Origin of the sequence: Thiobacillus sp., from assembly GCF_013693775.1 — a bacterium.
Classification (GTDB): Bacteria; Pseudomonadota; Gammaproteobacteria; order Burkholderiales; family Thiobacillaceae; genus Thiobacillus.
In genome coordinates, this window is record NZ_CP059257.1 from 2,288,295 (window position 1) to 2,305,701 (window position 17,407).

Sequence of the window (17,407 nt, forward strand, 5' to 3'; positions counted from 1 at the left end):
TTGGCCGGCACGGTGCGCATCGTAGTGGCGACACAGCTTGCAGACGTGCAGGTCGACGCGGCAGCTCGGGCAGGTATCCCGGCGCGACAGCGGCAAGGGCATGCCGGCCAGGCTGGCGCCGCATTTCCAGCAGACCAGGCTCATGGTTCGGGGAACAACTGGCCCGGGTAATCGGGATAACGCAGGGCGTGATACTTGAGGTCCGCCAGGGCGACCGTCTGCAGGGTGTGCTCATGGGTCGCATCCAGCACCACCGGCGGCGCCATGCCGTCCTCGGCGGCTTCGAGCCAGCGCGCGGCACACACGCACCAGCGATCGCCTGCCTTCAGGCCGGGAAAACCGTATTCCGGAACCGGCGTGACGAGGTCGTTGCCGCGGCTTTGTGAATACTGCAGGAAGGCATCGGTCATCTGCGCGCAGACGGTATGGCTGCCGATATCCTGCGGACCGGTATGGCAGACCCCATCGCGAACGAATCCGGTCATCGGCGAGACGCTGCACACCTGCAGCAGGCCGCCCAACACATTGCGCGCGTCACTCACCCTTCGTCTCCTGGATTGAACGACTAAAAATATCACAGTTGCCACATGCGTGCGTCAAGGCAAGCCGCTGGGCTCGGCGAAGGTCGGCGCGGGCGCCAGCGTCAGTTTGCCCGCAGCGGCGGCAGCGGCATGGCTCTGCTCGACATGGGCCAGCACGCTCGGTGCGGGATAGCCGTCGACCGGCAGCTGGTGCAAGGCCTGGTACACACGGATCGCGGTTTGCGTGTGTGGACCGAGCAGGCCGTCCGGCGTGCCAGCGTCGAAGCCCATTTCGTTGAGCGCCTGCTGCATCGCTTTCAACTGTTCGACACTGAGTGCCCCGGCTTCGCCTTCACGCGCGGCCAGCGCATGCCCTCCCGCCAACTGGTGCGACAGCAGCGCCACCGCCAGTGCATAGTTCTGTGAGCGGTTCCACTTCATCACCACGTCGAAATTATCGAACACCATGAAAGCCGGACCCTGCCAGCCCTGCGGCAGGACGATGGCGGCGCGTCCGGCTACCTCCGGCAAGGCGTCCGCATCCGCCGCCTGGACGCCCAGTGCTTTCCAGTCCGCCACCGGCAGGCGGTGCGCCACCCTGGCCAGACGCCAGTCGAATCCCTCCGGCAGCCGCACCTCGATCGCCACCGGCTCGTTCGCATGCCAGCCAGCCTGCTGCAGGTAGTTGGCAGCGGAGTACAGGGCGTCGGGCAGCGACTGCCACACGTCGATGCGGCCGTCGCCGTCGCCATCCACCGCATAGGCGCGGAAAGTCGACGGCATGAACTGCATATTGCCCATTGCGCCGGCCCAGGAACCGTTCATGTCGGTGGCGCTGACGTGTCCGGCATCGATGATGCGCAGCGCGTCGAGCAACTGGCTGCGGAAGAACCCGCTGCGCCGCCCGTCCCAGGCCAGCGTGGCCAGGCTCGTCGGCACGTTGAGGCTGCCCAGCACGGCGCCGTATCGGGTTTCCAGCCCCCAGAACGCCACCAGTACGGTCTTCGGAATGCCGTATTTCTGCTCGACCGCATCCAGCAGCGCCGCGTGCTGCTCCAGCTGGTCCTGACCGCGCGCCACCTGGTCCGGCGTGACGCGCCGCTCCAGATAATTGGAAAAGGTCTGCAGGAATTCAGGCTGGCGGCGATCGAGTTCGATCACGCGTTCGTTCGGCTCGACGCCGGACAGTGCGGCGTCTAGCGTGGCCGGGGAAATGCCCTGCGCCCTGGCATCCTGGCGGAAGGCGCCGAGCCAGCTGTCGAAGTCGTCCTGCGCCTGAACCGGGCCTGCCGCCAGCACAGCCAGGAACAGGAATGTCCTACGCATGTTTCTGCAGCCAGTATTCGAGCAGCGCCAGGTGCCACAGCTTGCTGCCCTGGATGCGGGTGTGGTGCTTCTCCGGTGCATCCAGCAGCCTGTTCACGTAACTGCGCTGGTACAGGCCGCGCTCGCGGCAGGCCTGGGAATTCAATATGTCCTGCATGAAGTACAAAANATCTCCTCGCACGAATTTGAGCGCCGGCATGGNGAAGTAACCCTTCTTGCGGTCGATCACCGCATCCGGGATCAGGCCGCGCGCGATGTTCTTCAGCACGTGCTTGCCTTCGGATGCCAGCTTCAGTTGGGCGGGCATCGCTGCGGCAAGTTCCACCAGCTGGTGGTCGAGAAAGGGCACGCGCGCCTCCAGCCCCCAGGCCATGGTCATGTTGTCGACCCGTTTCACCGGATCGTCGGTGATGAGCATGGTCGTGTCCATGCGCAATACCTGATCGATGAAGTCGTCGGCGAAAGGTTCCGCCAGATGCGCCGCAATGGTTTCCGCCGTGTAATCCGGACCGTGATAGGCCGGCATCGCCATGTCCAGGAACTCGTCGTGGTCGCGGTCGAAATAGTGGCGGCGGAAGCGCTCCAGTGGGGCCCCGTCCGTTTCCGCCGCCATGCGCGGATACCAGAAATAGCCGCCGAACACCTCGTCCGCACCTTGCCCGCTCTGCACCACCTTGACCGTCTTGCTGACCTGTTCGGACAGGAGATAAAAGGCCACCGCGTCCTGCGCGAACATCGGCTCGGACATCTGGTCGACGGCCTCGGGCAGGCGACGCAGCACCTCCGAATTGGGGATCAGGTACTTGTGGTGGCGGGTGCCGTACATGGCCGCCACCGGGTCGGAATATTCGAACTCGTTGCCGCGCTCTTCCGGCTGGTCCTCGAAACCGACCGAGAAGGTCATCAGGTCGGGCACACCCTGTTCGGCGAGCAGGGCCACCAGCAGGCTCGAATCGAGCCCACCGGACAGCAAGACCCCGACCTTGACGTCGGCAATCTCGATGCGCTTTTTCACCGCCTGGCGCAGGCTGTCGTGGATGGCCTCGGTCCACTCGGCTTCGCCCCATTCCGATTGGGCAGCCGGCTGGGCCGGCCGCTGCGCTTTCAGCGACCAGTATTTCCGGTGGCAGAGTTCGCCGCGCGCGTTCACCGTCAGGGTGGTGCCGGGAGCGAGCTTGCGGATGCCGTTGAGGATCGTGCGAGGCGCCGGCACCACCGCATGCAGGGTGAACAGGTGGTGCAACGCCACGGCGTCGATGCTGGTGTCGACGCCGCCTGCGGCGATCAAAGCCTGGGGCGTCGAGGCGAAGCGGAAGCGCCCGAGGTTTTCGCTGTAGTACAGCGGCTTGATGCCGAGGCGGTCGCGCGCCAGGAACAGTTCCTCGCGGTTCCAGATGGCGAACGCGAACATGCCGTGCAGGCGCTCGACGCAGGCCTCGCCCCACTCCAGGTAGGCGCGCAGGATGACCTCGGTATCGCCGTCGGAATGGAAGACATGACCGAGATCGATCAACTCGGCACGCAATTCCGGATAGTTGTAGATGGTGCCGTTGAACACCAGCGCGGTGCCGCTGGCAGCGTCGACCATCGGCTGGCGCGAGCGCGGCGACAGGTCGATGATCGCCAGCCGCCGGTGGCCCAGACGCACCGGCCCGTCGGTGTGCTGGCCTTCGGCGTCCGGCCCGCGCCGGGCCAGCCTGGCCAGCATTCGCGCCATCGCTGCCGCATCGGGCGCCGTGTTGTCGAATCGGAATTCACCTGCTATGCCGCACATGCCTTTGTCCTCATCAAGCCACCAGCGGCGGCTCGTCCATCAGCGCGATCTGCTCGCGTAATTCGAGGATGCGCGCCTGCCAATACTGTTGCGTATTGAACCACGGAAACGCAGCGGGAANAGCCGGGTCGTCCCAGCGCCGGGCCAGCCAGGCTGCATAGTGGATCAGCCGCAAGGTTCTGAGCGCTTCGACCAGATGGAGTTCGCGCGGATCGAACTCCATGAAGTCCTCGTAGCCCGTCAGGATCGCGTTCATCTGCGCCTGTTGCTCCTCGCGTTCGCCAGACAGCAGTATCCACAGGTCCTGCACTGCCGGGCCCATGCGGCTGTCGTCGAAGTCGACGAAGTGCGGCCCGGCTTCGGTCCACAGCACGTTGCCGGCGTGGCAGTCGCCGTGCAGGCGGAGGGTGCGCACCGCCCCGGCACGTGCGTAGCAGTGCGCCACACTGGCAAGCGCATGCTCGACCACGCTGTCCCATGCGGCGATCAGGTCGGCCGGCAGCCAGCGGCCCTGCTGCAGAAAATCGCGTGACGCGTAACCGAAGGTCTCCAGATCGAGTGCCGGTCGGTGCGCGAAATCCGCCGTTGCGCCGACCGCATGGATGCGCCCGAGGAAGCGGCCCATCCATTCAAGCGCATCGGCGCGATCGAACTCGGGCATGCGGCCACCCTGTTTAGGATAGACCGCAAAACGAAAACCGGCATGCAGGTGGAGCGTGGTGCCGTTCAACCGGAGTGGCGCCACCACCGGGATTTCACGCTCGGCCAGATCTTGCGTGTAGACATGTTCCTCCAGGATCGCGTCGTCGCGCCAGCGTCCGGGACGATAGAACTTGACGACGACCGGCTGCGCGTCTTCGACGCCCATCTGGTAGACGCGGTTTTCGTAACTGTTCAAGGCCAGCAGGCGGCCATCGGTCCTGAGGCCGGTGCTGTCGAGCGCGTCGAGCGCACAGTCCGGTGTCAGGGCGGAATACGGGTGGGATGAATCCATCATGGTCAGGGACAAAGCAGCTATACCCAAAGGACCGCTGCCCAGAAAACGTCAGGAGGCAGATAATGCCTCAAACGCCGCCTGACATCGTATCCGCATGAAGACGAACGACCCATTCAGCATGGACATTTCCCGCCATATCTGGGAAACCCGCTACCGCGCCGCGGGCGAACCCGATATCCGCGCCAGCTGGCGGCGCGTGGCGCAGGCGATCGCGCAGGCCGAAACGAACCGGCGTGAACAATGGACCGAACGTTTCGCCACGCTGCTTGACGATTTCCGCTTCCTGCCTGGAGGCCGCATTCTTGCCGGTGCCGGTACCGGCCGCCGGGTGACGCTGTTCAACTGCTTCGTCATGGGTGAGATCGCCGACGACCTCGAGCACATTTTCGAGGCGCTGAAGGAAGGCGCGCTCACGATGCAACACGGCGGCGGCGTGGGCTATGATTTTTCCACCCTGCGTCCGGCCGGCATGGTGGCGCAGGCCACTGGCAGCATCGCGTCCGGCCCGGTGTCGTTCATGCACATCTGGGACGCGATGTGTGCGACCTTGCTGTCGACCGGCGCACGGCGCGGCGCCATGATGGCGACGCTGCGCTGCGACCATCCCGACATCGAGAAATTCGTCGACGCCAAGCGCGATCCCGCCGTGCTGCGGCATTTCAATCTGTCGGTACTGGTGAGCGACGCCTTCATGGCGGCGGTGGATGGGGACCGCGACTGGCCGCTGACGTTTCCCGGCCTGGCCGGCGCACGTACGGTGNNAAAGCGCGCGCTGTGGCAGCGCATCCTGCGCGCCGCCTACGACACCGCCGAGCCTGGCGTGTTGTTCGCCGACACCATCAACCGCGACAACACGCTGGCGGGCCACGAGACCTTGACCGCCACCAATCCGTGCGGCGAGATCCCGCTGCCGCCCTATGGCGCCTGCGATCTCGGCTCGCTCAATCTGACCGCCTTCGTGACATCGCCTTTTACCGCCGACGCGCGTCTCGATCTCGCCGCACTGGCCGACGCGGCAGCGCACGCGGTACGCTTTCTCGACAATGTCATCGACGTCTCGCGCTACCCGCTGCCGGCACAGGCCCAGGAAGCGCGCCTGAAACGCCGCATCGGCCTCGGCATCACCGGACTGGCTGACGCGCTGGTGCTGCTGGGCCTGCGCTACGACAGCGAAGCTGCGCAACGCCTGGCCGCGCAGGCGATGCAGGCGGTGCGCGACCATGCTTACCAGGCGTCGGTTGAGCTCGCACACGAGAAAGGCGCGTTTCCTGCCTTCGAGCGCGACACCTTCCTGGCGAGCGGTTTCGCCACCCGCCTGCCGGCCGGCATCCGCGACGCCATCGCCGTACACGGCATCCGCAACAGCCATGTATTGGCCATCGCACCGGCCGGCACCATCAGCCTGCTCGCCAACAATCTTTCCAGCGGCATCGAACCGATTTTCTCCGCCGAAGCGGAGCGCCGCGTACTCGAAGCGGATGGCGAGTATCACACCCATCGCGTAGTCGACCACGCCGCCCATCTGTGGCAACAGCAAGGCCATACAGGCCTGCCACCTACGCTGATCGAGGCGCAGCAGATCGACCCGCTCGCCCATCTGCACATGCAGGCGGCGCTCCAGCCCTTCGTCGACAACGCCATTTCGAAAACCATCAACGTCGCCGCCGACATCCCGTTCGAACGTTTCGAGGATCTCTACCGGCAGGCACATGCGCTGGGCCTCAAGGGCTGCACCGTATTTCGTCCCAACCCGGTCACCGGCGCCATCCTGAGCGAGCCGGCCGGCGAGCGGGTCCAATGCTGCGGCATCGAACGCGAGGCGGATTGACCCCATCGTGAGCAAATCTCCNCTCATCGGTCTGGCGCTCGGCGGCGGCTCGGCGCGCGGCTGGGCACATATCGGCGTCATCCGCGCACTGGCGGAAGCCGGCATCGAACCCGATCTGGTCTGCGGCACCTCGATCGGCGCGCTGGTGGGCGCCGCCTATGTCGGCGGCGAACTCGACCGCCTGGAGGCCTGGGTACGCAGCCTGCGCCTGCAGACCGTGGTGGGCTTCCTGGATTTTTCACTCGGCAGCGGATTGATCAAGGGCGACCGGTTGATCGAGTTCTTCCGCAACCATTTCGTCGATCGCGACATTCGCGAACTGCCCCGCCCCTTCGGCGCCGTCGCCACCGACCTGCTGCGCGGCCGCGAAATCTGGCTGCGCGAGGGCCGGGTGACGGACGCGGTACGCGCCTCGATCGCGCTGCCCGGGCTGTTCACGCCTGCATTGCATGACGGCAACTGGCTGGTCGATGGCGGACTGGTCAACCCGGTTCCGGTGTCGCTATGCCGGGCAATGGGCGCCGACCTCGTGATTGCGGTCGATCTGAACGCCGATCTGCTCGGCCGACACCTCAAACCCAAGCCGGCCAAGAGCAGACCGCGCCTGCGCGCCGCGGCAGAACCTGAAACGCTGACCGACAGCGTGATGGCGCACATCCAGAACGGCATGTCGCAACTCGGCCTCAACCACGACAGCGGACCCAAACCGCCGGCCATGCTCGACGTGCTGGCAAGCAGCATCAACATCATGCAGGTGCTGATCACGCGCAGCCGGTTGGCTGGCGAGCCGGCAGACGTGATGGTGACGCCGCTGCTCGCGGACCTGGGCTTGATGGAGTTTCATCGGGGCGATGCCGCGATCGATGCTGGTCGGCGTGCCGTCGAAGGGGCCATGCCGGAGGTGCAGCGGCGTCTGAAAGGCTGAGTGGGTGGGGCGTTATCGGCCGGATGCACACAACGCCAGCTTGCGCACGCGGTCCAGGCGCTTGATCGCGGCTTCGCGCCGCGCCGCCTCGGCGCGATCGGCTGCGGCCTCGACGTAGACCAGTTGCACCGGACGCCGGCTGCGGGTGTAGCGGGCACCCAAGCCGCCTTCGCCGTTGTGCTCGGCGACGCGGCGGGCGATGTCGGTGGTGATGCCGGTGTAGAGCGTGCCGTCGGCGCAGCGCAGCATGTAGACACACCATGCGGCGTCCGCAGCAGTCGGCATGTCAGGTCATACGTCGCCGGACAGCTGCTGCGCCCACAACAGCGCATCCATGTGCACGCCATTGATGTCGGCCACGTCGCGTCCGATCTGCTTGGCCAGCGCTTCGATGCTGCTCTGGTCGTCCTGTTCGCAGGCAATGGCCAGCGCCAGATAAGNGGCATACGGGCCGCGCTGCGAGACGATGGCCTCGGTGATCTCGGCCGGCAGGCTGATCTGCTTCAATACCTGCTCCATCGGCATGTGCATCACGACGTCCAGCAAGGAAAACAGTCCGGCGACAAAAATTTCGTCGCGCGCCTTGGCAAACAGGGCGCGGCCGGCCAGCTGCTCGGCCACTCGGCCGCGCACCAGGGCATTTTCCAGCACGGCCTGGTCGAGCTCCTGGGTCTGGCCGCCAGTAAACAGGATCAGCGTCAGCCAGCGATAGAGCTTGTCCTGCCCCATCACCATCAATGCCTGTTCGATGCCGCCAATCTTGTTCATCAGGCCCATGCCGGGCGAGTTGACATAGCGCAGCAGGCGTACCGACAACGCCGGGTCGTGGCGGAACTGGGCGGCCAGTTCCGGCTGCTCGGCACCGGTACGCACCCGGTTCATCAGGTCCAGCACCTTGGCGCGCGACGGTCCCATGACCGGGTTGCCGAGGTTTTCGCGGCGGGTGATGAACGGCCCCATGAACAGCGCGAACTGCAGCTTGTGGCACATGTGGAAGGCTTCCAGCGTCTGCACGCCGGTCGCGACCAGCCGCTTGCCCGCGGCCAGCTTGGACACAGCGGCGATTTGCGCGGTGATGGCGGGAATATCCTCGCTGCTGACATCCATCATCACATAATCCATATGCGGCAGAAGCGCATGGCGCTCGGGGCGGATGGCCGCGTCCGCCTGCACCGCGAAACTGAACCCGCGCGCTTTCAGTTCGGCCAGCCGAGCCGGTAAAGCCGCGTCCACCGTGGTCAGGGTGTCGATGTTCAGGAGCCAGACCGTACCGGTAGCGGGCCATTCCTCGATGAGGGGGTGGTCCAGGGTCGCCGGCGAAATCGGCACGAATGCCAGGCGCTGCCCCAGCAGGCGCGCGATATCCATGCGCTGCAGGTTGCCCAGCAGGGTTTCGTCGTAGAGGCGCTGCACATCGGGCAGGTTCGGATCGGGGTGTTCGTCGGCCGTGCGGCGCAACATGAAGGTATAGCCCGCGACACGCTGGTCGCGTCCCAGCATGGCCTCGCGACGCATGACCGACGGCGCTTTGCCAGCCGGCCTGGCTGCCGGCTCGGGCTCGACGGCCTCGACGCGCGGCGGTGGCGGCGCAACTGTATTTTCCCGATTACCCGACCACATTCCGACAAGACGATTCAGCACGCTACATTCCCCCACAACAGACTTGGACGCATCACGTGAATAATCGGCAACGCCACCCGGGACTGAAGCCTCATCGCACAAATATTTTGGGTGGGGCGACAGGCCGGTCGTATTAACATGCATTTGCCAGCCGATTCTCTCCCACGGCTCATACGCCCGTCGCTGCTATGCTAACGGGACAGGATGAAATGATGGCTGCGGCCACCCGGCCCCGAAACCGATGAAACGCATCTCCCAGTANTTTTTTCGCGGACTGCTCACTGCGCTGCCGCTCGGCCTGACGGTCTATCTGCTGTACGTCTTTCTGCGCTGGAGCGAAACGCTGGCCATGCAGCTGACGCGTCCCCTGATCGGCGAATACTATGTACCGGGAATGGGGCTGGTGCTGGGTGTAGTCTGCATTTTCCTGCTCGGCATCCTCGTGTCGCAACCGGGTGTGGGCAAACTGCTGTCGCTGGTGGAACTGCCCTTCACCAATCTTCCCGTCGTGAAGAGCATTTATTCGTCGCTCAAGGATTTTGCCGATTATTTTTCGCCCCGCCGCGATACGGCCGCGCAGCAAATGGTCGTCGTCCTGAAGATTCCGGGACAGGCGCTCGAGGTCGTGGGTCTGGTCACGCGCCAGAGCGTCGACACACTGCCCGCCGGTTTCCTGCAGGGCGACCGCGTGGCCGTCTACCTGCCGATGGGCTACATGATCGGCGGGTATACCGTNTTTGTGCCGCGTACCTGGGTGCAGCAGATCGACATGCCGGTGGAGGAGGCCATGCGCGCCTCGCTGTTCGCCTGGATGGGCACGGCAACCCACGACACGTCGGCGACACATCCGCCATCGCCTTGATTGCTCACAATAGCGGAGGAGAGTCCCGCCCATGCAGATCGAATGCTACGCCCAGCGCCTGCTCAACCCGTTTCGCGGGGTGGTGCACACGATTCGGTACCAGTCGGCCGAGGCAGTGACAACCGACGGCGTCGAGTGGGACATCTATGTGGCCAACGACGCCCTGCTCGACGGCCTGGGGCGCGCAGGGCGGCGCGCGCAGATTTCCGACATCCGCTACGGCCACTGGTCGGCGGAAAAAGGCCTGAAACGCGGCCCGCTTTTCCCCTCGGACGATTTCAGGCGGCTGGAAGACATGGGCGCCGTGGTCTACGAGCACCTGCTCAAAGTGCATCGCGAGGTGCCCTTCGCCTTTCGCGACCAGTTCGAACTCTGGCTGCTCGACCGGCACGACCGGCCACTCGCGCTGCTGCACAGCGTGCGCACTGACATCGAGACCGACACCAAGCCCCCGCTCGACTGGCGCGCTGGCATGGCGGCACAGGAACATTTCGTAAGCGCGGCGGTGGCCGGGCTCGACGAGGCCGCCGGCGTGTACCTGACGCGCCATGTGAACGACCTCGCCAGCGGTGTGGTGCAATGGTTCCGCCGCTCGGACGACGGCGCCGGGCTGGGACTGCATACGCTCAGGGGCGGCGATCACCTGCGCGGCCGCGTACTCGAGGCCGACGCCTTTCCGCAGCTGTTCATCTCCACTGCCGGCATGGACGAGGCACACACCCGGCTGGTGCATGATTACCACGCGTGGCAGGCGCCGTGGATGCTGTTGCTGCCGCATCTCGACATGGCCGCCCGCGGCCGGCTCGAGTCCTTCGCATTCCAGCAGGCCGAACTGATCGAGAAGCACTACCGGCTGTATCCCGTAGTGCTCAACCGCACGGCGTTGCAGGCCGCACGCGTCGAGGCGGCGCTGATACGCAGTCAACCTCGCAAGAAATCGGAGGCCGAGGTCATGCCGATGTATTACATCGAGCTCGGCGTCAGCGCCGACGAATGATCAGGCCGCGACGTTGAGGATGGCGGCGGGCAGTACGGCCGAGGCGCCCAGATGCGGCGCCAGCCGGACCGTCACCGCCGGATGCGCCGCAGTAAATTCGGCGATGGCATCAGGGATATCCTGCGCCACATGGGTGCCCGCGGCGAGGAAGTAGGGAAACGCGACGATTTCACGGGCGCCTTTCGCTGCCAATGCAGCCAGCCCGTCGGGAATGCTGGGCTCAGCAAGCTCCAGGAATGCGGTTTCGACGTGTTCGTACACCACGCCTGCTTGCGCGCGCACGGCATCGGCCAGGACGCGGACTTCGTCATTTGAGGCGGCGCGGCGGCTGCCGTGGGCGATGATGAGCATGCTGGGCATGTCGATGATCCTGAACAGATAGGGAACCGCAGTGAACGGCGCGCGCAGCGTAAAGTCCCGACCTACATCCTGACCGGCTCGAAGGTTGCGTCGAGATTCTGGTCGTCGCAATAGTCGAGAAAATCGCCGCGCAGCGTTGCGATATGGGTGTCGGCGGGAATGCCGAGCGTCATGTGGACGGCAAACATCGGGGCGCCGGTATGCGGGGCCGGATAAGTTTCGGTGTCGAGTGCCTCGATGTTGATATGCAGGCGGGCAAAGAAATTTGCCAGGCTGTTGACGATGCCTGGCTGGTCGAGCGCGGCGACCTCGACGGTATAGGGAATCAGCGGCTTGTCGGCGCGCGTCGGGCGGGTGCGCTGCTGGGTCAGCGACAGGCCGAGTTCCTCGGCAACGGCAGGGAGACGCGCTTCCAGTTTTGCCAGGGCATCCCAGTTTCCCGAGACGCGCATCAGCAGCGCAAAGCGCCCGCCGAGCGCGGCCATGCGCGACTCCTCGATATTGCAGCCGCTATCCGAGATGCGGCGCGTGAAACCTTCCACCAGGCCGATTTTATCCTCGCCGCTGGCTGTGATGACGAGTGATTCGGTGTCGTTGGACATGCTTAAATTAACTCCCTGTCGGACAGTTCTTNTTTGATGTAGGCGTAAATGATCGGCGCGGCGATGACGCCCTGCACGCCAAACGCGGCATCCATCACCAGCATGGCGATCAGCAGTTCCCACGCCCGCGCCTGGATCTGCCCGCCGATGATACGGGCATTCACGAAATATTCGAGCTTGTGGATGAGGATCAGGAACACCAGGGATGCAGCCGCCACATGCAGCGAATGGGAAAGCGAGATGATGACGATGATCGTGTTGGACACGAGGTTGCCCAGCACAGGCAGCAGTCCGACGACAAACGTGACGACGATCATGGTCTTGGTGAACGGCAGATGCACACCGAAGGTGGGCAGCACCAGCATCAGATAAATGCCGGTCAGCAACGCGTTCAGCGCCGAGATACGAATCTGCGCGAACACCACGCGGCGGAACGCCTCGCCCAGGCGCGACACGCGCTCGCACATCGCCAGGGCCAGCGGTGCCAGCGCCTGGGTCTGGCGCGCCTCGCGCAAGGCAATGAAGCTGCCGATTACGAGGCCGATGATGAAGTGCAGCAGGACGCGTCCAGCATCGCCGCTGAATTTACGGATATCCAGTGCATGAGTGCGCAGCCATTCGACTAACCCCGCCCGGATGACCGATCCGTCCCCCTGCGGCAACCAGGCGGCGGCCCACAGCGGCAGCAACTGGCGGGAGTTCTCGATGATCTCGGCCATTTTGGTCAATAGCCCTGCCAACCCGCCTTCGGTTCGCAAATAGAGAATCACGCCGGCGGTGAGCCCGCCCAGCGCACCGAGCACCGTCAAAGTGATCAGGGACACCACCAGCACCTTGGCCCAGGTGTGATCGAGGCGGCCGATCACAAAACGCGGCGCCAGCATGTGTACCAACTGGACCACCAGCAAGCCGGACAGCAAGGCAGGGAGCAGGTGAAACATCAGGGTGAACGACAGTCCGACCGCCATCAGCAGCCAGGCGGCGATCTGATAACGGGTAGCGACGAAAGGCGCAGGGAGGGCGGTCATGGCCGCACAGTGCCAAGAAACGGGCTAACGGGCAAGTGTTGCCTCAACCAGCATGTTGCCGAGGCATTTGCCGGGCGAGGCATTTGCCGGGCCAGGAACTTTCCGACAAACATATTGTTCAGAAAACTGTCGATATTGAGTCGGGCACAGAAGTATTCAAACATGGACAAATCTGAACCAATGCGTCGATAACGATAAACCGGAGTCAGGAATTTGACTTTTTGCTGTCATCCTCTCGCTTTTGTGCGTCCGCATTTTCCCGAACAGTCACCATTTACAAGCAGGCTATGGGATTCGCGTGTGTCGCTGGCGCCCTGCTTGGTTTCCTCTCCACGTCAGCCTCGGCATTCGATTTTCAGGATGTCGCGCAACGTGCCCGTCGCTTGGCGGACGCCCCGTACAAAAGGCCGACGCGGACCTGCCGCCGGAATTGCGCAACCTCAACTATGAAAACTATCACCAGATCCGCTACAAACCGGAGCGGATGCTGTGGCGCAATGACAAGCTCCCTTTCGAAGTGGATTTCTTCCCTCCGGGTTGGCATTTCGACCAGCCGGTCAGGATCAACGAAGTCACGGCTCAGGGTGTGCGCGAGATCCGCTTCGATCAGGACGCGTTCGACTTCGGGGCCACCAAGGTCGACCCCGGCCAACTGCACGGCCTGGGCTTCGCTGGCTTCCGGGTGCGCTATCCGGTCAATTCGGCCGCGCACAAGGATGAGGTGCTGACGTTTCTCGGCGCCAGCTACTTTCGCGCGCTCGGCAAAGGGCAACATTACGGCCTGTCGGCGCGTGGATTGGCGATCGACACTGCACTGGGTACAGGCGAGGAGTTTCCGCGCTTCGTGGAATTCTGGATATTGCGGCCGCAGGCGTCGGATAAACAGTTGGTCATCTACGGTCTGCTCGATTCGCCGCGCGCTGCTGGCGCCTACCGTTTCGTGCTGACGCCCGGCGTCGACACGGTGATGGACGTCACGGCGCGCCTGTATCTGCGCAGCAGTGTGGGCAAGCTGGGACTGGCACCGCTGACCAGCATGTTTTATTTTGGCCGGGGCAACATGCGACCGAAGACGACTTCCGTCCGGCGGTGCACGACTCCGATGGACTGTCGATCCATATGGGCAACGACGAATGGATCTGGCGGCCTTTGAGCGACCCCAAGCGCCTGCTGGTGACCTCGTTTTCCACCACCAATCCGATCGGCTTCGGTCTGATGCAGCGCCAGCGTGACTTTGCCAATTTTGAAGATCCGGTTTTGCGGTATGAGCTGCGGCCAAGCGCATGGGTCGAACCCAAAACCCAGTGGGGCGCCGGGCGAGTCGAGCTGGTGCAGATCCCGTCACCGAACGAGACCAACGACAACGTCGTTGCCTACTGGGTGCCCGGCCGGCTGCCTGCGCCCAAGACGCCCTATGACTACGCCTACCGCGTATGGTGGCAGAAGGACAAGGATACGCAGCCGCCCGGGCTGCACGTGGCCCAGACGCTGTATGGGCGGGGCTACACGCACACACCCGACGGCAGCATCTCGCTGGCGGTCGACTTCGAAGGGCCATCCGATTTGGAATCGTCCGAACTCAAGCCTGAGGCGCAGGTGTCGGTCGATGCAAACGCCAAGCTCCTCGAACAGAAAATGATCCACAACGATGCGACGGGTGGCTGGCGGCTCTCGCTGCGCCTGCAACGGCTCGATCCAGGTAAGCCGGTGGAAATGCGCGCGTCCTTGCACAGCGGAAACAAGGGGATATCCGAGACATGGAGCTACATCTTGCCACCCGATTGAACGGCAGCTTTCCCGGCCGGGAGCGGTGCGAACATTATCTCGGCCGCCTGCCATTGGCGCAGGAACAGCGCGACGCGATATTGGCCCAGCTGGCCGAACTGGATGTGTCCAGTACGCGCGAAGCGATGGCGGCGTTGCATATCGCGCTCGCCGGCCACGGAAGCGATGCCGACCCGGCTAACCCGGCCGTCGCGTCCATCGACAGCCGGCTCGCTCTAGGCAAAAGCGAACTGCCCCCGACAACCGGAACCGGGCCCGAGACGGTGGCGCAATCGACCCTGCCCATCTCGCCGCCCATCAATCGCAGCAGCATGGCCCCACTGCGCTGGCCNCCCAGGCCCAGCTTTCGTCTGTTCAAATCGCGCCGGCTCCGGCATGGCCCGGGTTGTCCCACGCCCGGCAAGGATCCGTCGGATTCCCGCGCGTCCCCAGGTGGCTGGCAGGCTGCCGCCAATCTGCGACGCCTGGCATTGCTGGTATTGGTGGTTACCCAGGTCTACTTTTTCACCAGCGCCATGGCTGCGGTGTTGCCTTATCACGGCCACCGGATGTTGGAGATTGCCATCCTGATCCTGTTCGCAATCTTGACGTCATGGGTCTCGCTCGGCTTCTGGACCGCGATCATGGGTTTCGTGGTGAAAGTCACCGGCGGCGACCGCTTTGCAATTTCCGCCAGCGCGGCTGCCGACGCGCCCATCGACGAGCTCGCGCGCACTGCGGTGATCATGCCGATCTGCAACGAAGACGTCGCACGCGTCTTCGCCGGGCTGCGCGCCACCATTGAGTCGCTGGCACGCACCGGCGAATTGCGTCACTTCGACTTCTTCATACTCAGCGACAGCAGCGATGCCGACAATCGCGTCGCCGAGGTCGATGCCTGGCTCGCGCTGTGCCGCGCCGTGCAAGGTTTCGGCCAGGTGTTCTACCGCTGGCGCCAGCACCGGCTCAAGCGCAAGAGCGGCAACGTCGCCGATTTCTGCCGGCGCTGGGGCGCCAACTACCGTTACATGATCGTGCTCGATGCCGACAGCGTAATGAGCGGCGCGTGCCTCGCCAGTCTCGTGCGCCTGATGGAAGCCAACCCCGGTGCCGGCATCATCCAGTCCGCGCCGCTGGTCGCGGGGCGCGACACCCTTTATGCCCGCATGCAGCAGTTCGCCAGCCGCGTATACGGGCCGCTCTTCGTCGCCGGGCTGCACTTCTGGCAACTGGGCGAATCCCATTACTGGGGGCACAACGCCATCCTCCGCGTCGCGCCTTTCATGCGCCACTGCGCGCTTGGCCGGCTGTCAGGCGGCGGACCGCTGTCGGGAGAAATCCTCTCGCACGACTTCGTCGAGGCTGCGCTGATGCGCCGCGCCGGCTGGACGGTGTGGATCGCGTATGACCTTCCAGGAAGCTACGAGGAAGTGCCGCCCAATCTGGTCGACGAACTCAAGCGCGACCGGCGCTGGTGCCAGGGCAACCTGATGAACGTTCGCCTGTTCCTGGCAAACGGCGTGCATCCGGCGCATCGGGCGGTCTTCCTGACCGGGGTGGCCGCCTATGCGTCCGCTCCCCTGTGGTTTCTGTTCCTGCTCCTGTCCACCGTTCAGCTGGCAGAACATGCACTCGCGACGCCGCAATACTTCGTCACGCCGTTTCAGTTGTTCCCGGTGTGGCCGGAATGGAATCCGCAACGCGCCATTGCGCTCTTCTCGTTCACGGCAGCGTTGTTGTTTCTGCCCAAGATACTGAGTGTCGTGCTGGTCTGGATCCAGGGCGCGAAAGACTTCGGNGGAAGACTGCGCCTCGTTTCGGGCATGTTGATGGAATCGCTCTTNTCTGCCCTGCTGGCGCCGATCCGCATGCTGTTCCATACCACTTTCGTGTTGGCCCCATTGCTGGGGAAGGGTATCCAATGGAAATCCCCGCCGCGGGAAGACGTCGAGACGGGCTGGGGTGAAGCGCTGCGCCGCCATGGGTTGCATACGCTGCTGGGTCTGGGTTGGGCCGCCGGCGTCTATTGGCTCAAGCCCTCCTACCTGTTGTGGTTGCTGCCCGTCGTGGGCGCGCTCGTTCTCTCGATTCCGATCTCGGTTCTCTCGAGCCGTATTTCGCTGGGCCAGCGGCTCCGTGGGCTTCGCTTTTTCCTGATCCCGGAGGAATTGAACCCGCCCGTGGAATTGAGCCGGACTCAGGAGTACGCCGCCCGCGCAGCCACGCCGCCGGACTTCATCGAAGCCATTACCGATCCGGCAACCAATGCGATGATCTGCGCCGCCGGCGTGCCCCGCTTCCGGCAGGCTCGTGTCGCGGAACATCGCGCAAAACTGGTGGACAAGGCGCTGCGCGAAGGCCCCGATGCCCTCGGCACCCGCCACAAGATGCATTTGCTCAACGATCCCGTCGCATTCTCGCGTCTGCACTTCGAAGTATGGGTCTCTGCCGAGGCCCATCCCGCATGGCGCGACTCACTTTCACTCATTCCAGACCGCCTGTCATGCACCGACGTCGTTTCCTGAAAGCCGGTACCGCCTTGGGGATTTCCGCCTTGCCGGCGTGGGGCAACGCCGCGACGGCCACGCTGCTCAACACCACAGACGAAGCCCACCGTTTCGACTATGCCGCGCTCAAGGGGCGAGCCCGGGCGCTGGCTCGCAGCGCCTATCGGCCCCCGAACGAGGCGCTACCTGAGAGCGTGCAGAAGCTCGACTGGGATCAGTTCCAGGCGATTCGCTATCGTCCCGATCACGCCTTGTGGGCAAAGAGCCATCACGCTTCGAAGCGCGTTTTTTCACCT

General features: G+C 64.3%; 16 protein-coding genes. 7 read left to right on the forward strand and 9 right to left on the reverse strand.

Annotation, left to right across the window (positions count from 1 at the left end):
* Positions 1-140: 140 nt before the first annotated feature.
* The 4 genes from HZY77_RS11320 to HZY77_RS11335 form a co-directional block, all read right to left on the reverse strand.
* Positions 141-542 (reverse strand): DUF2237 domain-containing protein, encoded by a 402-nt coding sequence (locus HZY77_RS11320; protein ID WP_296631112.1) that lies wholly within the window; start codon positions 540-542, stop codon positions 141-143.
* 54 nt (positions 543-596) lie between these two features.
* Complete coding sequence (locus HZY77_RS11325; RefSeq protein WP_296814774.1) at positions 597-1,847, reverse strand: lytic murein transglycosylase; 1,251 nt, start codon at positions 1,845-1,847, stop codon at positions 597-599.
* Positions 1,840-3,621, reverse strand: a complete 1,782-nt coding sequence (locus HZY77_RS11330) for an N-acetylglutaminylglutamine amidotransferase (protein WP_296814776.1) — start codon at positions 3,619-3,621, stop codon at positions 1,840-1,842. Before HZY77_RS11330 ends, HZY77_RS11325 begins: the two co-directional genes overlap by 8 nt.
* A gap of 13 nt (positions 3,622-3,634) precedes the next feature.
* Complete coding sequence (locus tag HZY77_RS11335) at positions 3,635-4,618, reverse strand: serine/threonine protein kinase (protein WP_296814779.1); 984 nt, start codon at positions 4,616-4,618, stop codon at positions 3,635-3,637.
* 94 nt (positions 4,619-4,712) lie between these two features.
* Here HZY77_RS11335 and HZY77_RS11340 point away from each other — a divergent pair, with 94 nt between their 5' ends.
* The gene (locus HZY77_RS11340) at positions 4,713-6,446 is read left to right on the forward strand and encodes an adenosylcobalamin-dependent ribonucleoside-diphosphate reductase (RefSeq protein WP_296814782.1); all 1,734 of its coding nucleotides are present in this window, start codon (positions 4,713-4,715) and stop codon (positions 6,444-6,446) included.
* Positions 6,447-6,453: 7 nt separating this feature from the next.
* Positions 6,454-7,371 (forward strand): patatin-like phospholipase RssA, encoded by a 918-nt coding sequence (rssA, locus tag HZY77_RS11345; RefSeq protein ID WP_296814785.1) that lies wholly within the window; start codon positions 6,454-6,456, stop codon positions 7,369-7,371.
* 12 nt (positions 7,372-7,383) lie between these two features.
* Here the strand turns inward: rssA and HZY77_RS11350 are convergent, their stop codons facing one another.
* Together HZY77_RS11350 and HZY77_RS11355 are read right to left on the reverse strand one after the other, a co-directional pair.
* On the reverse strand, positions 7,384-7,656 hold the full coding sequence (locus HZY77_RS11350) for a GIY-YIG nuclease family protein (RefSeq protein WP_296631130.1): 273 nt from the start codon (positions 7,654-7,656) through the stop codon (positions 7,384-7,386).
* Positions 7,657-7,662: 6 nt separating this feature from the next.
* Complete coding sequence (locus HZY77_RS11355) at positions 7,663-9,012, reverse strand: HDOD domain-containing protein (protein ID WP_296814788.1); 1,350 nt, start codon at positions 9,010-9,012, stop codon at positions 7,663-7,665.
* Positions 9,013-9,232: 220 nt separating this feature from the next.
* Between HZY77_RS11355 and HZY77_RS11360 the strand changes: the two genes are divergently transcribed.
* Both HZY77_RS11360 and HZY77_RS11365 read left to right on the forward strand, forming a co-directional pair.
* A complete protein-coding gene (locus HZY77_RS11360; protein WP_296814791.1) occupies positions 9,233-9,853 on the forward strand; it encodes a DUF502 domain-containing protein in 621 nt (206 codons plus the stop codon).
* 31 nt (positions 9,854-9,884) lie between these two features.
* On the forward strand, positions 9,885-10,850 hold the full coding sequence (locus tag HZY77_RS11365) for a hypothetical protein (protein ID WP_296814793.1): 966 nt from the start codon (positions 9,885-9,887) through the stop codon (positions 10,848-10,850).
* On the opposite strand, the gene HZY77_RS11370 is transcribed toward HZY77_RS11365, so the two are convergent.
* The 3 genes from HZY77_RS11370 to HZY77_RS11380 all read right to left on the reverse strand — a co-directional run bounded on the left by HZY77_RS11370 (position 10,851) and on the right by HZY77_RS11380 (position 12,840).
* Positions 10,851-11,210 (reverse strand): CbiX/SirB N-terminal domain-containing protein, encoded by a 360-nt coding sequence (locus tag HZY77_RS11370; protein WP_296814796.1) that lies wholly within the window; start codon positions 11,208-11,210, stop codon positions 10,851-10,853.
* A gap of 62 nt (positions 11,211-11,272) precedes the next feature.
* Positions 11,273-11,812 (reverse strand): glycine cleavage system protein R, encoded by a 540-nt coding sequence (locus tag HZY77_RS11375; protein WP_296631140.1) that lies wholly within the window; start codon positions 11,810-11,812, stop codon positions 11,273-11,275.
* A 2-nt stretch (positions 11,813-11,814) separates the two neighbouring features.
* Positions 11,815-12,840, reverse strand: a complete 1,026-nt coding sequence (locus HZY77_RS11380; protein WP_296814800.1) for an AI-2E family transporter — start codon at positions 12,838-12,840, stop codon at positions 11,815-11,817.
* Between the two features lie 430 nt (positions 12,841-13,270).
* Here HZY77_RS11380 and HZY77_RS17840 point away from each other — a divergent pair, with 430 nt between their 5' ends.
* The 3 genes from HZY77_RS17840 to mdoH are packed head-to-tail and all read left to right on the forward strand — an operon-like array spanning position 13,271 to position 17,129.
* Entirely contained in the window at positions 13,271-13,993 is a 723-nt protein-coding gene (locus tag HZY77_RS17840) for a glucan biosynthesis protein (RefSeq protein ID WP_363153652.1), read from the forward strand.
* Positions 13,930-14,625 (forward strand): glucan biosynthesis protein, encoded by a 696-nt coding sequence (locus tag HZY77_RS17845; protein ID WP_363153654.1) that lies wholly within the window; start codon positions 13,930-13,932, stop codon positions 14,623-14,625. Before HZY77_RS17840 ends, HZY77_RS17845 begins: the two co-directional genes overlap by 64 nt.
* The gene (gene mdoH, locus HZY77_RS11390) at positions 14,598-17,129 is read left to right on the forward strand and encodes a glucans biosynthesis glucosyltransferase MdoH (RefSeq protein WP_296814804.1); all 2,532 of its coding nucleotides are present in this window, start codon (positions 14,598-14,600) and stop codon (positions 17,127-17,129) included. The genes HZY77_RS17845 and mdoH overlap by 28 nt, the downstream gene beginning before the upstream one ends.
* The last annotated feature ends 278 nt before the right edge of the window (positions 17,130-17,407 follow it).

Coding starts and splice junctions, on each gene's coding strand:
- HZY77_RS11375 (WP_296631140.1), bottom strand. CDS start 11,812: ATGTCCAACGACACCGAATCACTCGTCATCACAGCCAGCGGCGAGGAT.
- HZY77_RS11365 (WP_296814793.1), top strand. CDS start 9,885: ATGCAGATCGAATGCTACGCCCAGCGCCTGCTCAACCCGTTTCGCGGG.
- HZY77_RS11350 (WP_296631130.1), bottom strand. CDS start 7,656: ATGCCGACTGCTGCGGACGCCGCATGGTGTGTCTACATGCTGCGCTGC.
- HZY77_RS11325 (WP_296814774.1), bottom strand. CDS start 1,847: ATGCGTAGGACATTCCTGTTCCTGGCTGTGCTGGCGGCAGGCCCGGTT.
- HZY77_RS11370 (WP_296814796.1), bottom strand. CDS start 11,210: ATGCCCAGCATGCTCATCATCGCCCACGGCAGCCGCCGCGCCGCCTCA.